The organism is Lentzea sp. NPDC058436 (genome assembly GCF_042721515.1).
GTDB lineage: Bacteria > Actinomycetota > Actinomycetes > Mycobacteriales > Pseudonocardiaceae > Lentzea.
Genome location: NZ_JBHXLF010000001.1, coordinates 900,973 through 923,381, shown reverse-complemented (window position 1 = coordinate 923,381; position 22,409 = coordinate 900,973). Strand labels below are relative to the sequence as shown.

8 protein-coding genes are annotated in these 22,409 nt (G+C 72.4%); all 8 read right to left on the bottom strand.

All coding sequences use genetic code 11. The annotated features are described in order from the left end of the window. Window positions 1–303: 303 nt before the first annotated feature. The 8 genes from ACFWN2_RS03565 to ACFWN2_RS03530 all read right to left on the bottom strand — a co-directional run bounded on the left by ACFWN2_RS03565 (window position 304) and on the right by ACFWN2_RS03530 (window position 22,385). Window positions 304–1,047 carry a thioesterase II family protein gene (locus ACFWN2_RS03565; RefSeq protein WP_382424687.1) on the bottom strand — a complete coding sequence of 248 codons (744 nt, stop codon included), beginning with the start codon at window positions 1,045–1,047 and terminating at the stop codon, window positions 304–306. Beyond that, window positions 1,044–2,105, bottom strand: coding sequence for an HAD-IIIC family phosphatase (locus tag ACFWN2_RS03560; RefSeq protein WP_382424686.1), 1,062 nt, complete (start codon window positions 2,103–2,105; stop codon window positions 1,044–1,046). Before ACFWN2_RS03560 ends, ACFWN2_RS03565 begins: the two co-directional genes overlap by 4 nt. Beyond that, window positions 2,102–3,241 (bottom strand): acyl-CoA dehydrogenase family protein, encoded by a 1,140-nt coding sequence (locus ACFWN2_RS03555; protein ID WP_382425581.1) that lies wholly within the window; start codon window positions 3,239–3,241, stop codon window positions 2,102–2,104. Before ACFWN2_RS03555 ends, ACFWN2_RS03560 begins: the two co-directional genes overlap by 4 nt. An 11-nt stretch (window positions 3,242–3,252) precedes the next feature. Beyond that, window positions 3,253–3,504 (bottom strand): acyl carrier protein, encoded by a 252-nt coding sequence (locus ACFWN2_RS03550; RefSeq protein ID WP_382424685.1) that lies wholly within the window; start codon window positions 3,502–3,504, stop codon window positions 3,253–3,255. A 42-nt stretch (window positions 3,505–3,546) separates the two neighbouring features. Continuing rightward, window positions 3,547–4,398: a 3-hydroxyacyl-CoA dehydrogenase family protein gene (locus tag ACFWN2_RS03545; protein WP_382424684.1), complete on the bottom strand. Its 852-nt coding sequence runs from the start codon at window positions 4,396–4,398 to the stop codon at window positions 3,547–3,549. 108 nt (window positions 4,399–4,506) lie between these two features. Continuing rightward, window positions 4,507–7,269, bottom strand: coding sequence for a type I polyketide synthase (locus tag ACFWN2_RS03540; RefSeq protein WP_382424683.1), 2,763 nt, complete (start codon window positions 7,267–7,269; stop codon window positions 4,507–4,509). Window positions 7,270–7,277: 8 nt separating this feature from the next. After that, window positions 7,278–16,007: a type I polyketide synthase gene (locus ACFWN2_RS03535; RefSeq protein WP_382424682.1), complete on the bottom strand. Its 8,730-nt coding sequence runs from the start codon at window positions 16,005–16,007 to the stop codon at window positions 7,278–7,280. A gap of 30 nt (window positions 16,008–16,037) precedes the next feature. Further along, window positions 16,038–22,385, bottom strand: a complete 6,348-nt coding sequence (locus tag ACFWN2_RS03530) for an SDR family NAD(P)-dependent oxidoreductase (protein WP_382424681.1) — start codon at window positions 22,383–22,385, stop codon at window positions 16,038–16,040. Between the last annotated feature and the right edge of the window lie 24 nt (window positions 22,386–22,409).

Here is a 22,409-nt window from a genome sequence, read left to right as displayed (position 1 = left end):
GCGGAGGAGCTCGTCGGCGCGCGAAGGCGACCGAGTCCTCGGTGGAGGTGGTGCTGGGGTTCGAGCCCTGGGGCGCGTTGTGGCGCCTGGGAGGTCGAGGGGCCGGTGGTGCTGGGTTTCAGGCCCATGGACGCGTTATCGCATCCGGGAGGCCGACGGCCGGTGGTGCTGGATTTCAAGCCCAGGAGGCCGAAAACCGGTGTGCTGGGCTCCAAGTCCCGGACGCGTGACCGCGTTCAGGAGGCCGACGGCCGGTGGCGCTGGACCCGTCCCCCGATGTTCGGCCGAGCTCAGGCCAGCGGTTCAGCCGGCCATCCTCTGGCGGACGACGTCCATCATCTCGCCCACCCGGTCCTCCAGGTAGAAGTGGCCACCGGGGTAGGTCACCAGCGCCGAGTCCGCGGACAGCTCCTGCCACGCCGCCAGTTCCGCGGGGTGGGCACGGGGGTCGTCGACGCCGCCGAACACCGTCAGCGGGATCGGCAGCGGCGGTCCGGGGACGTGCCGGTAGGTCTCGTTCACCGCCAGGTCCGCGCGCAGCAGCGGCAGGAACGACTCCAGCAGAGAGCGCTCTCGCAGCAGGATGTCCGGCAGGCCGCCGAGCGCTCGCAGCTCCTCGACGAGGTCGTCGGTGGGCAGGGAACGCAGTTCCCTGCGCGTGTTCGGCAGTTGTGGCGCCGCCCTGCCGGACACGAACAGGTGCCTGGGTGGCGGTCCTCCCCTTTCGACGATCCGCCTGGCGACCTGGTAGGCCGTGAGGGCACCGACGCTGTGCCCGAACAGGGCGTAGTCGCCGGTGAACTCGTGACCCAGGCCGTCGAGCACGTCGTCGGCCAGCGCCTCGGGGTCGTGGTGCGGGGTCTCCCGTCCGCGTGCCGCGCGGCCGGGGAGCTGCACCGGGCAGATCACCGGGTCGTCGCCGCCGACGGCGCGCCAGCCGGCGTACACCGCAGCGCTGGCTCCCGCGTGCGGGAAGCAGAAGAGGCGGGTCCCGGTCGTGACAACGCCGTAGGGAAGCCAGTGGTGGGTGGTGCTCGCCGTGGTCATTCGACGTTCACCTCCAGGTAGGCGGGAGGCGGCTGGATCTGGTCGAGGCTCGACTCCAGCACCAAGCGGTTGTCGTCGCGGGAGATCTCGCTGAAGCCCGCGAACGCGTAGGTCACGTACATCACGCGGTTGCGGCCGGTCTCGACGAAGTCCGCACGCAGCCGGGCGCCGTCCTCCTTCGCCAGCCGCATCACGTGGTTGAGCAGCACCGTCCCGACGCCGCGGGCCATCACGCGGCACGACATCAGCATCATCCTGAGGTGCCACGCGGGCTTTCCTCGCTCCACGAGCGCGAGACCGATCTTGCCGTAGCCGCCGTACTTGTCGGTCAGCGACGCGACCAGCAGCAGGTGGTCGGGCGAGGTGCGCAGCGCGTCGAGCTCGTCGTAGGAGTACGTGCGGCCGGTCGAGTTCAGCTGGTTGGTGCGGACGGTCAGTTCCTCCGCGCGCTGCAGGTCGTCCTGCTTGGCCCGGTTGATCGTGAACACCATGTCCAATGTGGACAGAAACGCCTCGTTGGTGCCCGTGTAGTCGACCTCGGCCTGGTCGCGCACGGCGGCCGCGCGGTAGAGGTCGCGGCGCACGCGGGACTCGTCGGTCACGAACCTCGGCTGGAACTCCTCGGAGGCGAGTTCCTGGGCCATCCGCGCGGTGTCGACGGTCTTCACCGCCGGCAGCGCGTGCGCGACCTCCTCCAGCTCGAACGGCTGGTCGTCGACGAACGCGATCGCGTCGAGCCCGATGTTGATCTCCTTGGCGATCCGCTCGACCGACTGGGACTTGGGGTTCCAGTTGATCTGCGGGTACAGGAAGTACTCGTCGAGTCCTTCCGCCTTCAGCCGCGCCATGGCGGCGTCGTGGTCGTTGCGGCTTGCCACCGAGTGCAGGACGCCCAGGGCGTCGAGCCGCTTGATCTCCTCCACGACCTCGGGACGCACCCTCACCGAGGCGTCCTCCAGAAGGGTGCCGTCCCAGAGGGTGTTGTCCAGGTCCCACACCACGCACTTGATGCGGCCGCGCTTCGGCTTGACCGAAGCGACGACGTCCGTCTGCGTCACTGCGCCACCTCTCGATATGCCTCGGCCGCGATCGTCAGCTCCTGGATCTGGGTGCTGCCCTCGATGACCTCCATGACCTTGCTGTCCCGGTACAGCCGCGCGACCCGGTGGTCGGGGCCGAACCCGTTGGCGCCGTGGATCTGCACCGCGTCGCTCGCGGCCTGCGCGGCCGACTTCGAGGCGTGGTACTTCGCCACCCACGTCGCCATGATCGTCGCCGGGTCGCCCTCGTCGCTGAGCGCGCCCGCCCTCTGGCACAACAGCCTCGCCGCGTCGCGGGCCGTCACCATGCCGCTCATCATCTGCCGCACGTGCGGCAGGTCCCGCAGCGGGACACCGGCTGCCGTCCGGACCGACGTGTAGGCCGCGCACGCTTCGAGCGCGGCACGGATGATGCCGAGCGAACCGCAGGCCACGCTGTAGCGGCCCAGGTTCAGGGCGTTCGTCATGACCGTCCCCGCCGCCCAGCCGGGCGGGCCGAGCAGGGCGGACGGTTCCAGGCGCACGTCGGTGAACTCGATCTCGGCGAGCATGCTCGCCGTCGTGCCCATCACGTGCGGCAGCGGGACGACCCGCACGCCGGGCCGGTCGGCCTCGACCAGGAAGGTGCTCATGCCGGTGTCCGTCGTCGCGAACACCATCAGGACGTTCGCGATCTGGCCGCCGGTGATCCACTTCTTCCTGCCGTTGAGGACCCACCCGTCCTCGCCCCGCACCGCCGTGGTGCCCGCGGCGGTGGAGTCGCTGCCGCTGTGGTCGGGTTCGGTCAGGCAGAACGCGCCGAGCTTCTCGCCGCCGGCGAGCGCGCGCAGCCACTTCTCCTGCTGGGCGTCGTCGCCCCAGCGGTGGACCGACGCGCTGACCATCGAGTGCACGGTCAGGAGGCTGCGCAGGGAGGAACAGCCGCGGCCGATCTCCTCGTGCACGCGGCCGAGCGTGACCATGTCCATGTCCGCGCCGCCGAACTCGGAGGGCAGGAACGGTGCCCACAGGCCGAGTTCGGCGACGCGCGACAGGACGTCCCGCGGGATCCACTCCGCCTTCTCGAAGGCGTTGGCGTGCGGCGCGATCTCCTCGTCGACGAACCGGACGACCTCGGCGAGGCCGGCCGGCGCGCTCCGCGTCCGCGCTTGCATCGTCACCGCGCTCAGCCGACGGTCGCGGCGGACTGCCGCGCCACCAGGTCGGCCATCAGCTCCACGGACCGGAAGTTGCCCAGGTGGAGCTCCTCGTTCGGGATGCGCGTGCCGAACGCCTTCTCGATGAACATCACGAGCTCCATCGCGAACAGGGAGTTCACGAAGCCGAGCGCGAAGATGTCCTCCTCGTCGGAGAACTTCACGTCGGGGAACTTGGTCGTGATGAAGGAACGGATCTCGGTGCGGGCGTCATTCGACATTTCTGGACCTTTCTCGGCTGGAAACCTGGATCGGGGGCGAGATCAGCCCATGCTCTGGTAGGTGTAGAAACCCTTGCCGCTCTTGCGTCCGTGCAGGCCGGCGTCGGTCATCTTCTTGAGCAGCGGGCAGGGGCGGTACTTGCTGTCGTTGAACTGCTCGTAGAGCACCTCGACGCTGTAGAGGATCGTGTCGACGCCGATGAGGTCGGCCGTCTCCAGCGGTCCCATCGGGTGGCCGAAGCAGCTGCGGAACACCTCGTCGACGGTCTTCGCGTCGGCGACGCCCTCGTGGACCAGGAAGGCCGCCTCGTTGACGGTCAGCATGAGCACGCGGTTGGACACGAACCCGGAGGCGTCGTTGACCGGGATCGGCTTCTTGCCGATCGACTCCAGCAGCGCGCGGACGGTGTCCTTGGTCTGCTCACTGGTGTGGTAGCCGGGGATGAACTCGCACGCGGGCTTCATCGGCACCGGGTTCATGAAGTGCACGCCCATCACCTTGTCCGGGCGCGAGGTCAGGGCAGCGATCTTGGTGATCGGGATCGCCGACGTGTTCGCCACGAACACGGTGTCCGCCTTGCAGGCGACGTCGAGCTGCGCGTACAGCGCCTTCTTGAGGTCCCAGTTCTCGGTGATGTTCTCGATCACCACCTCGGTCTCCGCGAGCAGTTCGAGGGAGGTGGTGGCGGTGATCAGCGCGAGCACCGCCTCGGCGTCGATCGCCGGGCCGCCGAGCATCCGGCTCATCCGGCACTCCAGCTCGATCCGGGAGAGCGCCTCGTCCAGCGCGTCCTGGTTGTTGTCCACCAGGACCACGGTGTGCCCGTGGTGGGCCAGGTCCTGTGCGACGCCGGTGCCCATCACTCCGGCGCCGACAACTCCAACGTTCGTCATCGCTACTCCTCGGATGCACTGCTCGTGGGGAAAGAAATCGGGTCGGCCACGCCGCCCGGAGCCGGCTTCGCACGCGTCAGGGGCGACGAAGCCGGGCTTGGCGTGCGGTCAGCGCGCTCGGGTGCCCCTCGGAACCGCGGTTCCGGCCTCGGGGGCGGTGGGCTCGACCCAGTAGCGCTCGCGCTGGAAGGCGTAGCCGGGCAGGGTGGTCTTCCTGGCTCCGCGGCCGGACTGGTAGGCGCGCCAGTCGACGTCCACACCGGACAGCCACAGCCTGCCGAGCGCGTCGGTCACGGACTCGGTGTCCTGCCTGGGATCCGCTTCACCCGGGAGGGTGGACACGAGGTGGGACCAGGACTTCTGGGGGAAGTCCGGATGGCCACGGAACATCGCGCCCATCGACTGTCCCGCACCGAGCTCGACGAACGCGGTGCCGGGCCGTTCCGCGGCCAGGTGGCCGATCATGGTGGCGAACTGCACCGGGCGGCACATGTGCTCCGCCCAGTAGCCGGGGTCCTTCAGCTGCTTCTCGGTGATCGGCAGCCCGGTGACGTTCGACAGGTACGGCGTCTCGGGAGCGCGGGGGCTGAGGTTGCGCCTGGCCCACGCGGTGAGCTCCGCCGCCACCGGCCGCAGGGAACGCGAGTGGAACGCGTGGGTGGTCCGCAACGACCTGGCGGGCACTCCCTCGGCGGCGAGCTTCTCGGTGAGCTGGACGACGCCCTCGGGTGATCCCGACACGACGATCATGCGGGGGCCGTTGACGGCGGCGACGTCGAGGCCGAAGACCCCGAGGTCGCCCACCAGCGCGGTCAGCTCGTTCTCCGACAACGGCACGGCGGCCATCGATCCGGCCGGCAGCCCCGAGATCAGCTTCGCCCTCGTGGCCACCAGGGCGGTGGCCTCCTGGAGCGTCAGGCTGCCCGCGAGCGCCGCCGTGGCGAACTCGCCGACGCTGTACCCCGCGAGGACCGAAGGCTCGACGCCCCAGGCCTTCATCAGCACGCCGAGCGCGTAGTCGACCGCGAAGACGCCGGGCTGGACGACGACCGTGTCGGCGGGCCCTCCCCCGGTGGTGTCGGCTTCCGGGGTACGACCGAGCAGCGCGGCCAGACCGCCGCCGCCCGCCGTCCTGGCGCCGACGAGGCGGGCGACCGGGTCGAAGCCGAGGTGCTCGCGGAACATCTCCGCGCACTCGTCGATCGCCGCGCGGAACACCGGTTCGGAGGCGTACAGCCCGCCGGCCATGCCGTCGTACTGCTCCCCCACCCCGGCCAGCAGGAAACCCGCTCGCCGTGTGCTCACACCGGTTTCGGCGAGGACGCGGGCCGGTGAGGTCAGCGCCCGCACCGCGTCGGCGCTCGACGACACGACGGCCATTCGCCTGTCCCCGAACGCTTTGCGGCCGCTCTGCAGCGTGTAGGCGGCGTCAGCCGGGTCCGCCCACCGCTCGGCGTCCGCGGCCAGCCTCGTGGTCGCGGCGTCGGCGGCTTCTGCCGTGCGGGCCGACCAGACCAGCAGCTGGTGTGGACGCGCGGGCGGTCGTTCGGCGTCCTCGGCCGGTGCTTCCTCAATGATCACGTGCACGTCCGCGCCGCCGTACCCGTGGGCGTTGACGCCGGCCAGTCGCGGGCGTTCGCCGCGCGGCCAGTCGGTCAGCTCCGCGACCATCGCGAGCTTGTCCCCGGAGCCCGCGAGCCGCGAGTTCGGCGCGGAGAAGTTCACGGCGGGCGGCATCTTCTCGTGGTGCAGCGCGAGAGCCGCCTTGATCAGCCGCGCGATCCCGCCCGCCTGGTTGATGTGGCCGAGGTTGCCGTCGGTCGAGCCGAGCGTGACCCGCTCGACGCCCTCCACGCCGAAGACCTCCTGCAGCGCCATGACCTCCACGGCGTCACCGAAGGGCGTGCCCATCGCGGTCACCTCGACGTGGTCGATCTCGGCGGGCTCCACTCCCGCCACGGCCATCGCCTCGGCCATCACGGCGGTCTGGCCCGGCACGCCGGGCACGCCGAACCCCTGGCGGCCGTGGCGGCCCTCGTGCAGCGCGGCCCAGCCGCGGATGACCGCGTAGATCCGGTCCCCGTCGGCCTGCGCGTCCTCCAGCCTGCGCAGCACGACGGCGCCGAGCCCGTCACCGGGGATCTTGCCGTTGGCGCCGGCGTCCAGGACGCGGCTGACGCCGTCCGGGGAGAACTCGCCGGCCGGGTGGTAGAGGTAGCCGGGGACCTGCGGGACGATCACCGAGACCGCGCCCGCGATGACCAGGTCCGACTCGCCGGCGAGCAGGCTGCCGCAGCCGGCGGCGACCGCGGCGAGCGCGGTCGAGCTGCAGCTCTGCACGCTCACCGACGGGCCGGTGAGGTCGAGGGCGTACGACACCCGCGACGGCAGCAGGTCCTTCTCGTTCTGCAGGACGAGGTGGTCGGGCCCGTGGGTCAGCGCGAGGTCGTCGTTCTGCAGCAGGTTGGACAGCAGGTAGGTGCTCGGCGCGCCGCCGGCGAACACGCCGATGAGGCCGTCGAAGGTCTCGGGGTCGACGCCCGCGTCCTCCAGCGCGTGCCACGAGCATTCGAGGAACAGGCGGTGCTGCGGGTCGGCCAGTTCGGCCTCGGACCTGCTGAAGCCGAACAGCTCCGCGTCGAAACGGTCCACATCGGACAGCACGCCCGACGAGGCGACGAAGGCCGGGTCGTCCACCAGCTGCTGCGGCACGCCGGCGGCGAGCAGCTCGGCCGGGCTCATCCTCGTGATCCCGTCCCGCCCCGCGCACAGGTCGGCCCAGAACTTGCCGATGTCCGGAGCGCCGGGGAGGTTCCCCGCCATGCCCACGATCGCGATGTCGTGGCTGGTGTCGCGTTCTCGCGTGGTCACGTCGTTCCTCACCTTCGGGTTCCGGTCTGGCGCCGGCGCAGGTTCCCGGCGCGGGCGCGGCGGCGTTCACCGCGGGCGGACGCGTCCCCTGCGACGTCCGCGAGGTCCGGCGCCACCGCCTCCGGCTGGGCCAGCAGGGTCGCGAACTCGGCGATGGTCGGCTTCTCGAACAACGTCGCCGGTGCCAGCTCGACGCCGAGCTCCTTGGAGATGCGGGCGATCACCACCAGGCCGATCAGGGAGGTGCCGCCGAGGTCGAAGAACTGGTCGTGGACGCCCGCCTGCTCCAGTCCGAGGCAGGCCTGCCAGATCTCGGCCACCTGCTTCTCGACCGGCGTGCTCGGGGCGACGTAGGGCGTGCGCAGCTCCGGACGCGGATAGCGCTTGCCGTCCGTCAGGTCGACGCCCGCACCGCCCACCAGGGCTTCGAGGGTGTCCAGCTGGGCCAGCGCGGCCATGGCCTCGGAGACCTCCAGCGGCAGCACCGCCACGTTCGTCTCGCCGGAGGCCACGATGCGGGACAGCAGTTCGGTCCCCTCCTCGGTGGGGATGCCGAACTCCTCGCGGAACCGCTTGGAGCTGTCCTGCATCTCCGCCGAACCGGCGAGGCCCTCCGTCGTCCAGGGGTCGAGCTGCCACGGGCCCCACGCCACGGAGACGACGCGCTTGGCGACCCCGCCCGTGTTGGCCTCCACGACCGCGAAGGAGTCGAGGAACGCGTTGGCCGCCGCGTAGTCCGTGGCGCCGACGCCGACCGTCAGGCTCGCCACGGACGAGTAGAGCACCAGCAGTTCCACCGGGTCGGAGCGCAACGCGTCCGCCAGTGCCAGCGTGCCCGCCACCTTCGGCGCGAGCACCGCGGCCGCCTGCTCCTCGGTCTTGGTCTGCAGCAGGCCGCCGCCCGCGACGCCGGCCGCGTGCACGACGCCGTGCAGCTCGCCGAAGTGCGCACGCACGTCCCGCACCAGCGACGCGACCTGCTCGGGGACGCTGACGTCTGCCTGGGCGACGAACACCTCGGCGCCCAGGGCGCGCAGCTCCCGCACGGCCATCAGCACGCCGCTGGTCTTGTCGTTGACGCCCTTCTCCGCGATCCAGGCGTCCCAGGTGTCCTCGGGCGGCAGGCCCTTCCGGCCGGCCAGCGCGAGCCTGGTGCCCAGCGGCGCCAACCGCCGCGCGAGTGCCAGACCGAGCTCGCCCAGACCGCCGGTGATGAGGTAGACCCCGCCGGGACGCCAGGCCTGCGCATCGTCGACCTCCGCCAGCCCGACCACCTCGAAGGCGCGGATCCAGCGACGGCCGTGCCGCCACGCGCCCACGGCGACGCCGTCGGCGATGTCCGAAGTGGACGCCGCCAGGCCGTCGAGCTCGCGCAGCGCCTGACGGGCGTGGTCGCCGTCCGGTCCGAGGTCGGCGTACTGCGACCGGACCAGCGGGTACTCCGCGGCGATGGCGCTGGTGAGCGCCGCGATGGTCGCGGCGTGCGGGTCCTTCGCGTCACCGTCGAGGACCTCGAACCCGTTGGCGGCCAGACTGATCAGCTCGACGCGCCGGTTGGCGCACTCCGTGCCGATGGCCTTGCCGAGTCGCATCAGGTCGTAGAAGCCGCTCTCCTGACCGGTGTCGGTGAGGCCGCGGGCGTGCACGATGCGCACCGGCTCGCCGGCGGTGCCCGCCAGCAGGGCACGGTAGGCCTCCTGGTCCTGCGGCCCGGTGGGCGCGAGGACGACGTCGTGCCCTGCTTCCGTTGCCAGCGCGGTGAACCTGTCGGCGAACTCGCCGGGGGCGGCGAGGAGCACCAGGGGTCCCGCGGTGGCGGGCGCCGGACGGCTGTTGTCGCGCCGCCAGGTGGGCACGTTGGCCTTCAGGCCGTCGTACGACGGCATCTCGGGGGCCGCCGGGGCGGTGACCGCGCTGGGAGCGGCGGACTCCGGCCAGTAGCGGGTGCGCTGGAACCGGTACGCGGGCAGCGTCACGAACACGCGTTCCGCGGCGGCACCGCTCGCCCAGTCCACCGGCACGCCCTGCTCCCACAACGCGCCGAGCGCGGCGAGCCACGACCGGCGGTTCGGCTCCAGCGAGGTCCGGGATCCGCTCGCGGCGTCCGGGCCCACCTCGACGAGCACCTCCGCGTGCCGGTCCACGACCAGCAGGCCGTCGGCGGTCCGGTCGGACTCGCCGGCCCAGTGGGCGGCGTCCGTCACCTCGGCCGCGGTCAGCACGGCGCCGGTCCGCGAGGACACGACGGTGACCGCGGGCTCGGTGGCCGTGGCCGGGACGGTCCCGTCCAGGGCCAGCGCGAGACCGTCGGCCGGCGAGAGCATCCCGCCGATGACCGCGGCGACGCACTCCCCCGCCCCTGCGCCCAGCACGACGGCGGGAACCAGGTTCCAGGATTCGAGCAACCGGACGAGGCCGTACTCCACCGCGAACACGACCGCGCGTTCGTCGGCGTCCGCCTCGCCGTGCAGCGCGCCCAGCAGGTCGACCCGCCCGTTGAGCAGGCCGGCGCACTCGTCGATCGCGGTGCTGAACGCGGGCTCGGTGCGGTAGAGGTCCTCCGTGGTGCCACGCCAGTCGCCGAGCGCCGCGGGGAGGAGAAGACCGAAGCGGCGCTTGTCCTCGACCACCGAACCGGTGACGCCGGTCCGCAAGGACGCGATGGCGTCGGCAACGTCGCGCACCGGCAGCGCGGACCGCACCGGCAGCGCGCTGCGCCCGGACTGGGTGGTGTGCGCGACGTCGGCCAGTTCCAGCTCCGGGTGCGCCTCCAGGTGGTCGGCCAGCGCCGCCGCGTTCGCACGCAGGCTGGACTCGCTGTGCCCGGACACCGTGAGCAGCTGCCAGGGCGACCCCGGCCGCGAGACCGGGTTCCCCTGCGCCTGCTCCAGTACGAAGTGGACGTTCGAGCCGGACCAGCCGAACGAGCTGACGCCCGCCCGCAGCACGCCGTTCTCGTCCGCGGGGAACGGCCGGACGGCCTGCACGGGCCGGACGGGGCCGTCGAGGGTGACGACCGAGTTGGGGTTCGTCATGTTCAGGTTGGACGGGAGCTCGCCGTGCTCCAGCGCGAGCACGGTCTTGACCAGGCCGGCCATCCCGGCGGCGGCCAGCGTGTGGCCGACGTTGGACTTGACCGCGCCCACGTACAGCGGTTCCGGCGCGGAGCGCTCGCCGAAGACCTCCTGCAGGGCGGTGAACTCGATGGCGTCGCCGAGCTGCGTGCCGGAGCCGTGCGCCTCCACGTAGCCGATCTCGTCCGTCCGCACGTCCGCGTCGGCGTGCGCGGCGCGGATGACCGCGATCTGCGCGGCCCGGTTGGGCGCGGTGAGGCCGTTGCTGCGACCGTCCTGGTTGGTCGCCGTGCCGCGGATCAGCGCACGGACGCGCTGGCCTGGAGCAACGTCTTGGGTGCGGCGCAGGACGACCACGCCGCCGCCCTCACCGATGACGTAGCCGTCGGCGGACTCGTCGAAGGTCTTCGTGCGGCCGTCGGCGGCGAGCATGCTCATCTTGCAGGACTGGACGAACACCTCCGGGTTGATCATCGTGGAGGAGGCGCCGACGATCGCGATGTCGCACTCGCCGCGGCGCAGGCTCTGCACGGCCAGGTGCATGGCGCTGAGCGCGGACGAGCACGCGGTGTCGATGGTGATGCACGGGCCGCGCAGGTCGAGCTGGTGCGCGATCCGGCCTGCGGCCGCGGACAGCGAGCTGCCCAGGCCGAAGTACGGGTCGTCCCCCGCCTCGGCGCCGTCGACCTCCAGCTGCCGCATGCTGTACTGGATGGTGTCGATCAGGCCGGCGAACACGCCGGTGCGGCTGCCGCGCAGTTCCTCGGCGGTCAGCGAGGAGTCCTCCAACGCCTCCCAGACCAGCTCCATGAGCAACCGGAAGCTGGGGTCGGTGCGGCGCGCCTCCTGCGGCGAGAGCCCGAAGAACGCGGCGTCCCAGCCGGCGATGTCGGTGACGAACGCGCCGTGCTGCGTGTAGGCCTTGCCCGGCGCGGTGCGGTCCAGGTCGAGGTAGTCGGCGGCGATCCACCGGTTCTCCGGGGCCAGGCTGACGAGGTCCTTGCCCTGCAGGAGGTTCTGCCAGTACTCGTCGATCGTGTCGCTGCCGCCCGCGAAGCGGCAGGACATGCCGGTCACGGCGATCTCCTGGCCCTGCGGGGTGTTCGCGCGCACGGCGGCCGTTGTCGTCGAGGACTGTTCCTGAGGCCCCAACTCGGTGAGCAGGTGCGTGACGAGGGCGGCCGGGCTCGGGTGGTCGAAGACGACGGTCGGCGGCAGCGCCAGGCCGGTCTCGGCGTTGAGACGGCCGCGCAGCTCGACCGCGGTGAGCGAGTCGATGCCCAGCTTGGTGAACAGCTGCTGGGCGCTGACCTCGTCCTCGTGACCCAGCACGGCGGAGGTGTGGGAGACCACGAGCCGGCTCAGCACGCGTTCGCGTTCGGCCTGGGGCATGCCCGCGAGCCGCGTCCGCCACGCCGTGGTGACTTCGGCGCCTTCCTCGGCGCGCTTCGCGTCGGCCTCGGCGATGGCCAGGACCTCGGGCAGGTCGGCGAGCAGAGGACTCGGTCGCAGCGCGGCGAACGGCGGCGCGAACTTCGCCCACTCGAACGCCGCCACGGTCAGCGCGGTCTCCTCGCGGCCGATCGCGCGCCGCAGCGCGGCGACACCCAGTTCCGGTGCCATGGTCGGCACGCCGAGGTCGCCGAGCAGCTCGTCGGCCTGGCCGGTGACGCCCATGCCGACCTCGCCCCAGCGACCCCAGGCGACCGAGGTGGCGGGCAGGCCGCGGAACCGGCGCCGCTGGGCGACCGCCTCCAGGTACGCGTTCGCGGCGCCGTACACGCTCTGCGCGGGGTTGCCGACGGAGGCGGCGATGGAGGAGAACAGCACGAAGGCGTCCAGGTCGAGCCCGTCGGTGAGCTCTTCGAGGTTCCGCGTGCCGGCGACCTTCGGGCGCAGCGCGTCGGTGTAGGCCCCGCGGTCGATCGTGTCGATCGGGCCGATCTCAAGGACACCCGCGAGGTGGAACACGGCGCGCAGGTCGTCCCGGACGTCGTCGACGATCTTCTTGAACGAGTCGCGGTCGGCGACGTCGCAGGCGGCGATGGTGACCTTGGCGCCCAGCTGCTCGCGCAGGGACTCCGCGCCGGGGGCGTTCGCGCCGGAACGGGAGACCAGCACGACGTGGTCCGCGCCCGCCTCGACGAGCCAGCGGGCGACCACTCCGCCGAGACCGCCGGTACCGCCGGTCACCAGAACCGTGCCCCGCGGCTTCCAGGGCCGCGCCGGCTCGGTGTTGCCCGCGTGGGTCAGGCGACGACCGAACGCGCCGGCCGCGCGGATCGCGACCTGGTCCTCACCGCGAGGACCGGTGACCACGGCACCGAGAAGCGCGCTGACGCGGTCGGACGGCTCGGCTGGAACGTCGACCAGCCCACCCCACAGGCGCGGGTGTTCCAGTGCGGCGGCCCTGCCGAATCCCCAGAGCTGGGACTGGACCGCGGAGGCGGGTGCCTCGTGCGGGCCGGTGGCCACGGCCTGCCGGGTGATCGTCCACAAAGGAGTGGTGAGCTCGCGGGCGGCGAGCTCCTGCACCAGCGACAGGGTCGCTTCGGCGCCGAAGGACAGGCCGTCGTTCTCGTGCTCGTCGAGTGCCACCAGGGACAGCACGCCGTCGAACGCCGGGACACCGTCCAACGCGGCGGCCACGGAGGCCCGGTCGGGTGCGTCGAGGACCACGCGTTCAACGTCGGCGCCTCGCAGTGCCGCCTCGGCGGCCTCGGTCCAGTCGTTCGACCGGGCCGAGGTCACCAGCAGCCAGCGTCCGGACGCGGTCGCCGGCTTCGGCGTGAACGGCTTCCACCCCACGTGGTAGCCCAGAGAGTCCACTTCGGACTCACTCGCGCGGGAGGTGTGCCAGCGGGCCAGTGCCGGGAGGACGTCGCCGAGCGAGACCTGCGCGTTCGGCAGCTCCAGTTCGGCGGCCAGCTCCTCGGCGTCACCGCTCGCGACGACCGACCAGAACCGGGCGTCCTCGCCACCGGTGCCGGCCGTGGCGACTCCGGCGTCCTCCAGCCAGTAACGCCTGCGCTGGAACGGGTACGTCGGCAGGGAGACCGTGCGGGCACCGGTGCCGTCGAGGTAGGCGGCCCAGTCGACGCTGATGCCGTTGACGTGCAACGCGGCGAGCGCGCGGACGAGGATCTCGACCGGGTCGCGGTCCTTGCGCTGGGAGGCCGCGAACACCGCGCCGTCGCCGAGCGTGGCGCCACCCATGGCGGTCAGCGGGGCGTCCGGTCCCAGTTCGAGGAACGCGGTCACGCCGCGCTGGTGCAGGGTGCCGAGCGCGTCGGCGAACCGGACCGCCTCGCGGGCGTGCTCGACCCAGTACTCCGGGTCGGTCAGCCGGTCGGCGAGCGCACCGGTCAGCGTGGAGACCACCGGGATGGCGGGCTCGGCGTAGGTGATGCCGCGGGCGACCTCCGCGAACTCCGCCAGCATCGGGTCCATCAGGCTGGAGTGGAAGGCGTGCGAGACCTTCAGCCGCGTCGTGCGGCGGTCGGCGAACCGCTCGGCCACCGCGAGAACGGCCTTCTCGGCGCCGGACAGCACCACGGCACGGGGTCCGTTGACCGCGGCCAGGCACACGTCGTCGCCGAGGTGGGGACGGACCTCGTCCTCGGTCGCCTCGACCGCGACCATCGCGCCACCGGCCGGCAGCGCCTGCATCAGCCGGCCGCGGGCCTGCACCAGCCGTGCCGCGTCGGCGAGGGAGAGCACACCGGCGACGTGGGCGGCGGCGAGCTCACCGATCGAGTGGCCCGCGAGGAGGTCGGGGACCACGCCCCAGGACGTGACCAGGCGGAACAGCGCCACCTCGAACGCGAACAGCGCGGGCTGGGCGAACTCGGTGCGGTTGAGCAGCTCGGCGTCGTCGCCGAACACGACCTCGCGCACACCGGGCAGGTGGTCGAAGACCTCGTCGAACGCGGTGGCGAAGACCGGGAACGCCGCGTGCAGCTCGCGGCCCATGCCGATCCGCTGCGAGCCCTGGCCGCTGAACAGCACGGCCAGCTTTCCGGTGGCGGCGAAGCCCGTGATCGCGCCGGCGTCGCCGTCGGCGACCGCACGGAGTCCGGCGGCCAGCTCGCCGGGAGCGCCGACGACGACCGCGCGGTGGTCCATCGCCGCGCGAGTGGTGGCGAGGGACAGCGCGATGTCAACGGGTTCGTCAGCGCTGAGCAGCAGCGCCTCGGCCTGCGCGCGAACAGCTGCGGGAGACGCTCCCGAAAGGACGTACGGCACGGTGGCCGGGGCCACGACGTCCCGTGGCGGCAACGGCTCTTCCGGCGCCTGCTCCAGGATGACGTGGGCGTTGGTACCGCTGATGCCGAACGAGGACACACCCGCGCGGCGCGGCCTGTCCGCCTCCGGCCACGGCCGCTGCTCCGAGAGCAGCGAGATGGCTCCGTCCGACCAGTCGATGTGCGCGGACGGCCGGTCGACGTGCAGGCTCTGCGGGAGGACGCCGTGCCTCATCGCCTCGACCATCTTGATGACGCCGGCGACACCCGCGGCGCACTGCGTGTGCCCGATGTTGGACTTGACCGACCCGATCCACAGCGGCTCGGTGCGGTCCTGGCCGTAGGCGGCCAGCAGGGCCTGCGCCTCGATGGGATCACCGAGCTTCGTGCCGGTGCCGTGCGCCTCGACCGCGTCCACGTCGGACGGGGACAGCCGCGCGTTGGCGAGCGCCTGGCGGATCACCCGTTGCTGGGACGGGCCGTTCGGGGCGGTCAGGCCGTTGGACGACCCGTCGGAGTTGACCGCGCTGCCGCGGATCACCGCGAGCACCGGGTGGCCGTTGCGCCGGGCGTCGGACAACCGCTCCAGCACCAGCACGCCGACGCCCTCGGCCCAGTTCGTGCCGTCGGCGCCGTCGGCGAACGGCTTGCACCGGCCGTTGGCGGCCAGCCCGCGCTGACGGGAGAACTCGACGAACGGGCCGGGGCCCGCCATGACCGTCACGCCGCCCGCGAGGGCCAGCGTGGACTCCCCCGTCCGCAACGAGTGGGCGGCGAGGTGCAACGCCACGAGTGAGGACGAGCAGGCCGTGTCGATCGACACCGACGGCCCCTGCAGCCCCAGCACGTAGGAGATCCGCCCGGACACCACGCTGCCGAGGGTGCCGGTGGCGAGGTACCCCTCGTACTCCTCCGGCACCTCGTTCAGCCGCGAGGCGTAGTCGGTGTACGTGACGCCCGCGAACACACCGGTCGCACTGCCCACGAGCGAGGCCGGGTCGATGCCGGCGCTCTCGACGGCCTCCCACGCGGCCTCCAGCAGCAGCCGCTGCTGCGGGTCGGTCGCCTCGGCCTCACGCGGCGAGATGCCGAACAGCTCGGCGTCGAACTCGCCCGCGTCGTGCAGGAACCCGCCCTCGCGGACGTAGCTCGTGCCCGGCCGGTCGGGGTCCGGGTCGTAGAGGCCGTCGAGGTCCCAGCCGCGGTTGGTGGGGAACGGCGAGACGGCGTCTCCCCCGCTGCTGACGAGGTCCCACAGCTGCTGCGGGGAACGGATCTCGCCGGGATAGCGGCAGCTCATCGCGACGATCGCGATCGGCTCGGTGTGGCGTTCCTCGGACTCCCGCAGCTGCCGACGGCTTTCCCGCAGGTCAGTCGCCATTCGCTTGAGGTAGTCGACGTACTGCTCTTCGGTGGGCATCGGTCATGGCTCCTATGACGGCCGGGCTGGTCAGCGCGTGCCGAACTCGTGGTCGATCAGCGCGAGGATGGTGTCCGGGGTCGCGATGTCGAGATCGGATCCCGTCCTGTCGGAGCGCTTGGCCGTCCAGTCGGACAGCAGGCGCTGCAGACGCCGGTCGACCTCCGTGTCGTCCGGATCGGTGCTGGCGAGCATCGCCTCCAGCCGGGTGATCTGTTCGATCAGCGCGGTGCCCGCCGGTGCGGCGTCACCGGCCAGTTCGGTGTGCAGGAAGGCGGACAGCGCTGCCGGGCTGGGGTAGTCGAAGACCAGCGTCGAGGACAGCCGCAGCCCGGTGACGGCGCTCAGGCGGTTGCGGAACTCGACCGACGTGAGCGAGTCGAACCCGAGGTCGTTGAAACCGCGGGAGGGCTCGACGGTGTCGCCGCCGGTCCTGCCCAGCACCAGGGCGGTCTCCCGCCGGACGAGGTCGAGCAGGAACTCGTTCTGCTGGGCCGGCGTCAGCTCGGCGAGCTTGCGCAGCAGTTCGCCGTCCTGCTGGGCCGTGGCGGCCCTGGCGCGGACGCGGCCGGGAGCGCCGACCAGACCGCGCAGCAACGGGGACAGCGACGCGTCCGAGGCGTGGGCGCGGACCGTGGCGCGGTCGAGCTTCAGCGCGAGCAGGACCGGGTGTTCGGTGCCGACCGCGATGTCGAACATCTCCATGCCCTCGGCGGACGCGATGGGCGGGAAACCGCTGCGGCGCAACCGTTCCTCGCCGTCCTCGCCGAGCCTGCCGCCCATGCCGCCCGACCACAGGCCCCACGCGATCGAGTGGGCGGCCAGGCCGTCGGCACGACGGCGGGCGGCCAGGGCGTCGAGGAAGCTGTTGGCGGCGGCGTAGTTGGCCTGTCCCGCGTTGCCGAGCAGACCGGCGGCCGAGGAGAACAGGACGAACCAGCGCAGCGGCAGGTGCCGGGTCAGCTCGTGCAGGTGCCAGGCGGCGTCGACCTTGGGCGCGAAGACGCGGTCCAGCCGCTCCGGCGTGAGCGCGTCGACCAGGCCGTCGTCGAGAACACCCGCCGCGTGCACGACACCGGTCAGCGGGTGCTCGGCCGGGATGGCGCCGAGCAGGTCCGCCACGGCGTCGCGGGAGGCGACGTCGCAGGCGGCGACGGTGACCTCGGCGCCCAGGCCGGTCAGGTCGGCGACCAGCTCGGCGGCGCCAGGAGCGTCCAGGCCGCGCCTGCTGGTCAGCACGAGGTGCCGGACCCCGTGCTCGGTCACCAGGTGCCGGGCCAGCAGCCCGCCCAGGTCGCCGGTACCGCCGGTGATCAGCACGGTGCCGTCCGGCTCGGGACCGCCGGGGATCGTCAGCACCAGCTTGCCGATGTGCTTGGCCTGGCTGAAGAAGCGGAACGCCTCCGGGGCGCGTCGCACGTCCCAGACGCGGGTCGGCAACGCCGTGAGCACACCGCGGTCGAACAGCTCGACCACGTCGGCCCACATCCGGCCGACCAGGTCCAGCTCGGCCTCGACCAGGTCGAAGGGCTGGTAGACGACCCCGTCGTGCCGCGCGGCGACCTCCTGCGGGTCGCGCAGCCCCGCCTTGCCCATCTCCATGAACCGGCCGCCGCGCGGCAGCAGCCGCAGCGAGGCGTCCACGAAGTCACCGGTCAGCGCGTCCAGCACGACGTCGACACCCCGGCCGGCGGTGGTGGCGGCGAAGTGCGCCTCGAAGTCGAGCGTGCGGGAGTCGGCGATGTGGTCGTCGTCGAGTCCCGCGTCCCTCAGGACGTACTGCTTGCCGACGCTCGCGGTGGCGTAGACCTCCGCACCGAGGTGCCGGGCGATCTGGATCGCGGCCATGCCGACGCCGCCGGCACCCGCGTGGATCAGCACCGACTCGCCGGCGCGGAGCCCCGCCAGTTCCTTGAGCCCGTAGTAGGCGGTCAGGAACACCAGCGGGACCGAGGCCGCGGTCTCGAACGACCAGCCGTCGGGAATGCGCGTGACGTAGGCGCGGGGTGCGGTGGCGATCGTGCCCAGGCCGCCGTCCGTCACGCCCATCACGGCCTCGCCGGCGGCCAGGTCCGTCACCCCGGACCCGACCTCGATCACGACGCCCGCGACCTCCTTGCCGAGGTGGCCGGGCTCGCCCTCGAACATGCCGAGCACGTTCAGCACGTCGCGGAAGTTCAGCCCCGCCGCGGCGACGGCGATCCGGACGTCGTGCGGTGCCAGCGGTTCCAGCACCTGCGGATACGACTCCAGGCGCAGGTTGTCCAGCGTTCCGCGACCGGACATGCCCAATCCCCAGGCCCGGCCGGCGGGCGGGACGAGCTCGTCGTCTCCCGGCAGTGAGGCGAGGCGCGGTGCGGCGAACTCGCCGCCGCGGGAGAGCAGCTGCGGCTCCCCGGTGGCCAGGGCAGCGCCCAGTTCCGCGGAGGTCGGCTCGTCGGCGTCGGTGTCGATCAGCACGTACCGGCCGGGGTGCTCGGACTGGGCCGAGCGCACCAGGCCCCAGACGGCGGCGGCCGCAGGGTCGACCCGGTCCGTGTCGGCCGCGTCGCGGGTGAGCACGACCAGGGTGGTCTCGTGCAGGCGTTCCTCGGTGCTCCACCGCTGGAGCACGGAGAGGACCCGGTTGGTCTCCGCCAGAGCGGTGGCCGCCACGTCGTCGGCTCCTGTGCGCACCGGGAGCACGACCACCGGCGGTGGCGGGACGTCGTCGTCGAGGTCGTCCACGAACGTCCACTCGACATCGTGCTCGCCTGATGCGGTAAGCGCTTTCCATTCGAGGCGGTACAGGGATTCCGGGCCATCGGGTTCGGCGGATTTGAACTGGTCCGCGCTGATCTGGCGCAGCAGGAGCGCGCCGATGGTGGCCACCGGAGCGCCGACGCCGTCCGCGACCCGGAGCGTGACGGCGTCCGACTGGCCGGGGGTGAGCCGCAACCGCAGTGTGGTGGCGCCGATCGCGTGCAGCGCGACGTCCTGCCACAGGTAGGGAATCCGGGGACCGGAGTCCTCGTCGGCGGTGAGACCGATGGCGTGCAGGCAGGAGTCGAGCAGCGCGGGGTGCAGGCCGAACCTCTCCGCGTCCTTCTGCGCCTCGCCCTCCTCGGGCAGCCGCAGCTCCGCGTAGACCTCGTCCCCGAGGCGCCAGGCGGCCCGCAGGCCGCGGAACACCGTGCCGTACTCCAACCCGTTGCGGGCGAAGGCTTCGTACACGTCGCCCAGGTCGACCGCGTCGGCACCGCGCGGGGGCCACTCGGCGAGGTCGAAGTCCGGCGCCGCGACGGAGGGGGCCAGCGTGCCGGAGGCGTGCTGGGCCCAGGATCCCTCGCCGGTGCGGGAGTGCAGGGACACCGGACGGCGGCCCGACTCGTCCGGCGCGGCCAGCACGACCTGGAGGTCGCGCGGGCCGTCCAGGAACACCGGCTCGTGCAGGGTGAGCTCTTCCAGGTGCGGGCAGCCGGCCTCGTCGCCCGCGCGCAGCGCCAGTTCGACCAGCGCCGTTCCGGGCAGGAGGGCGGTTCCCGCGACGACGTGGTCCGCGAGCCACGGGTGGGTCGAGAGCGAGATCTTGCCGGTGAGGACGAGCCCGGAGTCGTCGGCCAGCGCCACCGACGCGCCCAGCAGCGGGTGGCGGGCGTCGGCCAGGCCCAGCCCGGACGGATCTCCGGCGCTGCCCGCGGACTGCAGCCAGTAGGTGTCGTGCTGGAACGCGTAGGTCGGCAGGTCCGCCGTGCGGGCCCCGGTGCCTTCGTAGAACGTCCGCCAGTCGACGCGTCCGCCGCGCACGTGCAGCGAGGCGAGGGCGGTCGTCGCGGTCACGGCTTCGGGACGGCCCTTGCGCAACATCGGCACGGCGAGCACGTCCCCGTCGGGCAGGATGCGCGCGAGCATGGCGGTCAGCACCGAGTCGGGTCCCAGTTCGACGAACCGCGAGACGCCCTCGGAGCGCAGCCAGGTGATCGCGTCGGAGAACCGGACGGCCTGCCGGACGTTGCGCGGCCAGTACCCCGGGACGGTGACCTCGTCGGTGCCGGCCAGCCTGCCGGTCACGGTGGACACCACCGGGATCGTCGCGGCCTCGTAGGAGACGCCGTCGGCGATCGCGGCGAACTCGGCGAGCATGCCGTCCATGCGCGCCGAGTGGCACGCGTGCGTCATGCGCAGCCGCTTGGTCTTGCGGCCCCGTTCGGCGAACGACTCGGCCACGGCGAGGACCGCGTCCTCGTCGCCGGACAGCACCACCGCGTCCGGACCGTTGACCGCGCCGATCTCGACGCCGCGGGTGAGCGCGGCGCGCACCTCGTCCTCGGCGGCCTGCACGCTGACCATCGCGCCGCCTGCGGGCAGCGACTCCATGAGCCTGCCCCGCGCGGCGACCATCTTCGCCGCGTCCGCCAGCGTCCAGACGCCGGCCACGTGCGCGGCGGTGAGCTCACCGATCGAGTGGCCGGCCACGAAGTCGGGACGGGCGCCCCAGGACTCCAGCAGCCGGAACAGCGCCACCTCGACGGCGAACAGCGCCGGCTGCAGGTAGGTCATCCGGTCCAGCAGGTCCTGGTCGTCGCCGAACACCACGTCGGCGAGCGGCCGGTCCAGGTGCTCGTCGAGCGCCGCCACGACCGCGTCGAACGCCGTGGCGTAGGCGGGGAAGGCCTGGTACAGCTCGCGGCCCATGCCGCAGCGCTGGCTGCTCTGGCCGGTGAACAGGAACGCCGTGCGGCCGATCAGCGGAGTGCCCTCGACCACTGCAGGCGAGGGCGTGCCCTGTGCCAGCGCGGTCAGGCCGGCGACGAGGTCGTCGCGGGTCGAGCCGACCACCGCGGCGCGCCGGTCGAGCGCGGCCCTGCCGGTCGCCAGCGAGCGGGCGACGTCGAGCGGATCGTTCCCCTCCACGGCGTCGAGAGCACGAGAAGCCTGTGCCCTCAGGCCGTTCTCGGTCTTGGCCGACACCACCCACGGCAGCACGGGCGGGGACGTCCGTTCGGCGTCCTCCTGCTCGTCCACGACCTGTTCGAGGATGACGTGGGCGTTGGTGCCGCTCAGGCCGAACGACGACACCGCGGCGCGGCGCGGGCGGTCGACGGCGGGCCAGGGGCGCTGGTCGGTGAGCAGTTCCACCGCGCCCGCCGTCCAGTCGACGTGGGGCGACGGCTCGTCGACGTGGAGCGTGCGCGGCAGCACGCCGTGCCGCATCGCCTCGACGACCTTGATGATGCCCGCGACGCCGGCGGCGGCCTGCGAGTGACCGATGTTGGACTTGATGGATCCCAGGTACAGCGGCTCCTCGCGGTCCTGACCGTAGGTCGCGAGCAACGCCTGCGCCTCGATCGGGTCGCCGAGCCGGGTGCCCGTGCCGTGCGCCTCCACGAAGTCGACGTCCGATGTGGACAGCCGGGCGTTCGCGAGCGCCTGGCGGATCACCCGCTGCTGGGACGGCCCACTGGGAGCGGTGAGCCCGTTGGAGGCACCGTCCTGGTTGACCGCCGAACCGCGGACGACCGCGAGCACGCGGTGCCCGTTGCGGCGCGCGTCGGACAACCGTTCCAGCAGGAGCACACCGGCGCCCTCGGACCACCCGGTGCCGTCGGCAGCGGCGGCGAAGGCCTTGCACCGCCCGTCGACGGCCAGCCCGCGCTGGCGGGAGAACTCGACGAACGTCTCCGGCGTGGACATCACGGTGACCCCGCCGACCAGTGCCAGCGAACACTCACCCGTGCGCAGGGCGTGCCCGGCCAGGTGGAGTGCGACCAAGGAGGACGAACACGCGGTGTCGATGGTGACGGCCGGCCCTTCCAGGCCGAACGTGTAGGACACCCGGCCGGACAGCACGCTGTTGGACGAGCCGGTGCCGATGAAGCCCTCGATGTCCTCGGACACCGAGGTCAACCCGGACACGTACTCCGTGCGCATCGCGCCGGCGAACACACCGGTGGCACTCCCCCGCAGCGACGCGGGGACGATCCCGGCGCGCTCCAACGCCTCCCACACGACTTCGAGCAGCAGGCGCTGCTGCGGGTCCATGGCCAGCGCCTCGCGGGGCGAGATGCCGAACAGCTCCGCGTCGAACCTGTCCGCCTCGTGCAGGAACCCGCCCGCGGTGGTGTACGTCCTGCCGCGGTGGTCGGGGTCGGGGTGGTAGAGCGAGCCGGCGTCCCAGCCCCGGTTGTCCGGGAAGCTGGTCACGCCGTCCTCGCCCTGCTCCACCAGTCGCCACAGGTCCTCCGGCGAACCCACTCCGCCGGGGTACCGGCAGGCCATCCCGATGACGGCCAGCGGCTCGGAGGCGCTCTCCTTCACCGCGTCCAGGCGACGCCTGGTGTCGCGGAGCTCGGTCGTCAACCGCTTCAAGTAGTCGAGCGTCCGGTCGTCGCTGGTCATGCCGATTCCTCCTCGTGGCAGCGT

Excerpts from the sequence above, each read along its gene's own strand:
- ACFWN2_RS03555 (WP_382425581.1), bottom strand. The coding sequence starts at position 3,241 with ATGCAAGCGCGGACGCGGAGCGCGCCGGCCGGCCTCGCCGAGGTCGTC.
- ACFWN2_RS03545 (WP_382424684.1), bottom strand. The coding sequence starts at position 4,398 with ATGACGAACGTTGGAGTTGTCGGCGCCGGAGTGATGGGCACCGGCGTC.
- ACFWN2_RS03550 (WP_382424685.1), bottom strand. The coding sequence starts at position 3,504 with ATGTCGAATGACGCCCGCACCGAGATCCGTTCCTTCATCACGACCAAG.
- ACFWN2_RS03565 (WP_382424687.1), bottom strand. The coding sequence starts at position 1,047 with ATGACCACGGCGAGCACCACCCACCACTGGCTTCCCTACGGCGTTGTC.
- ACFWN2_RS03535 (WP_382424682.1), bottom strand. The coding sequence starts at position 16,007 with ATGCCCACCGAAGAGCAGTACGTCGACTACCTCAAGCGAATGGCGACT.
- ACFWN2_RS03530 (WP_382424681.1), bottom strand. The coding sequence starts at position 22,385 with ATGACCAGCGACGACCGGACGCTCGACTACTTGAAGCGGTTGACGACC.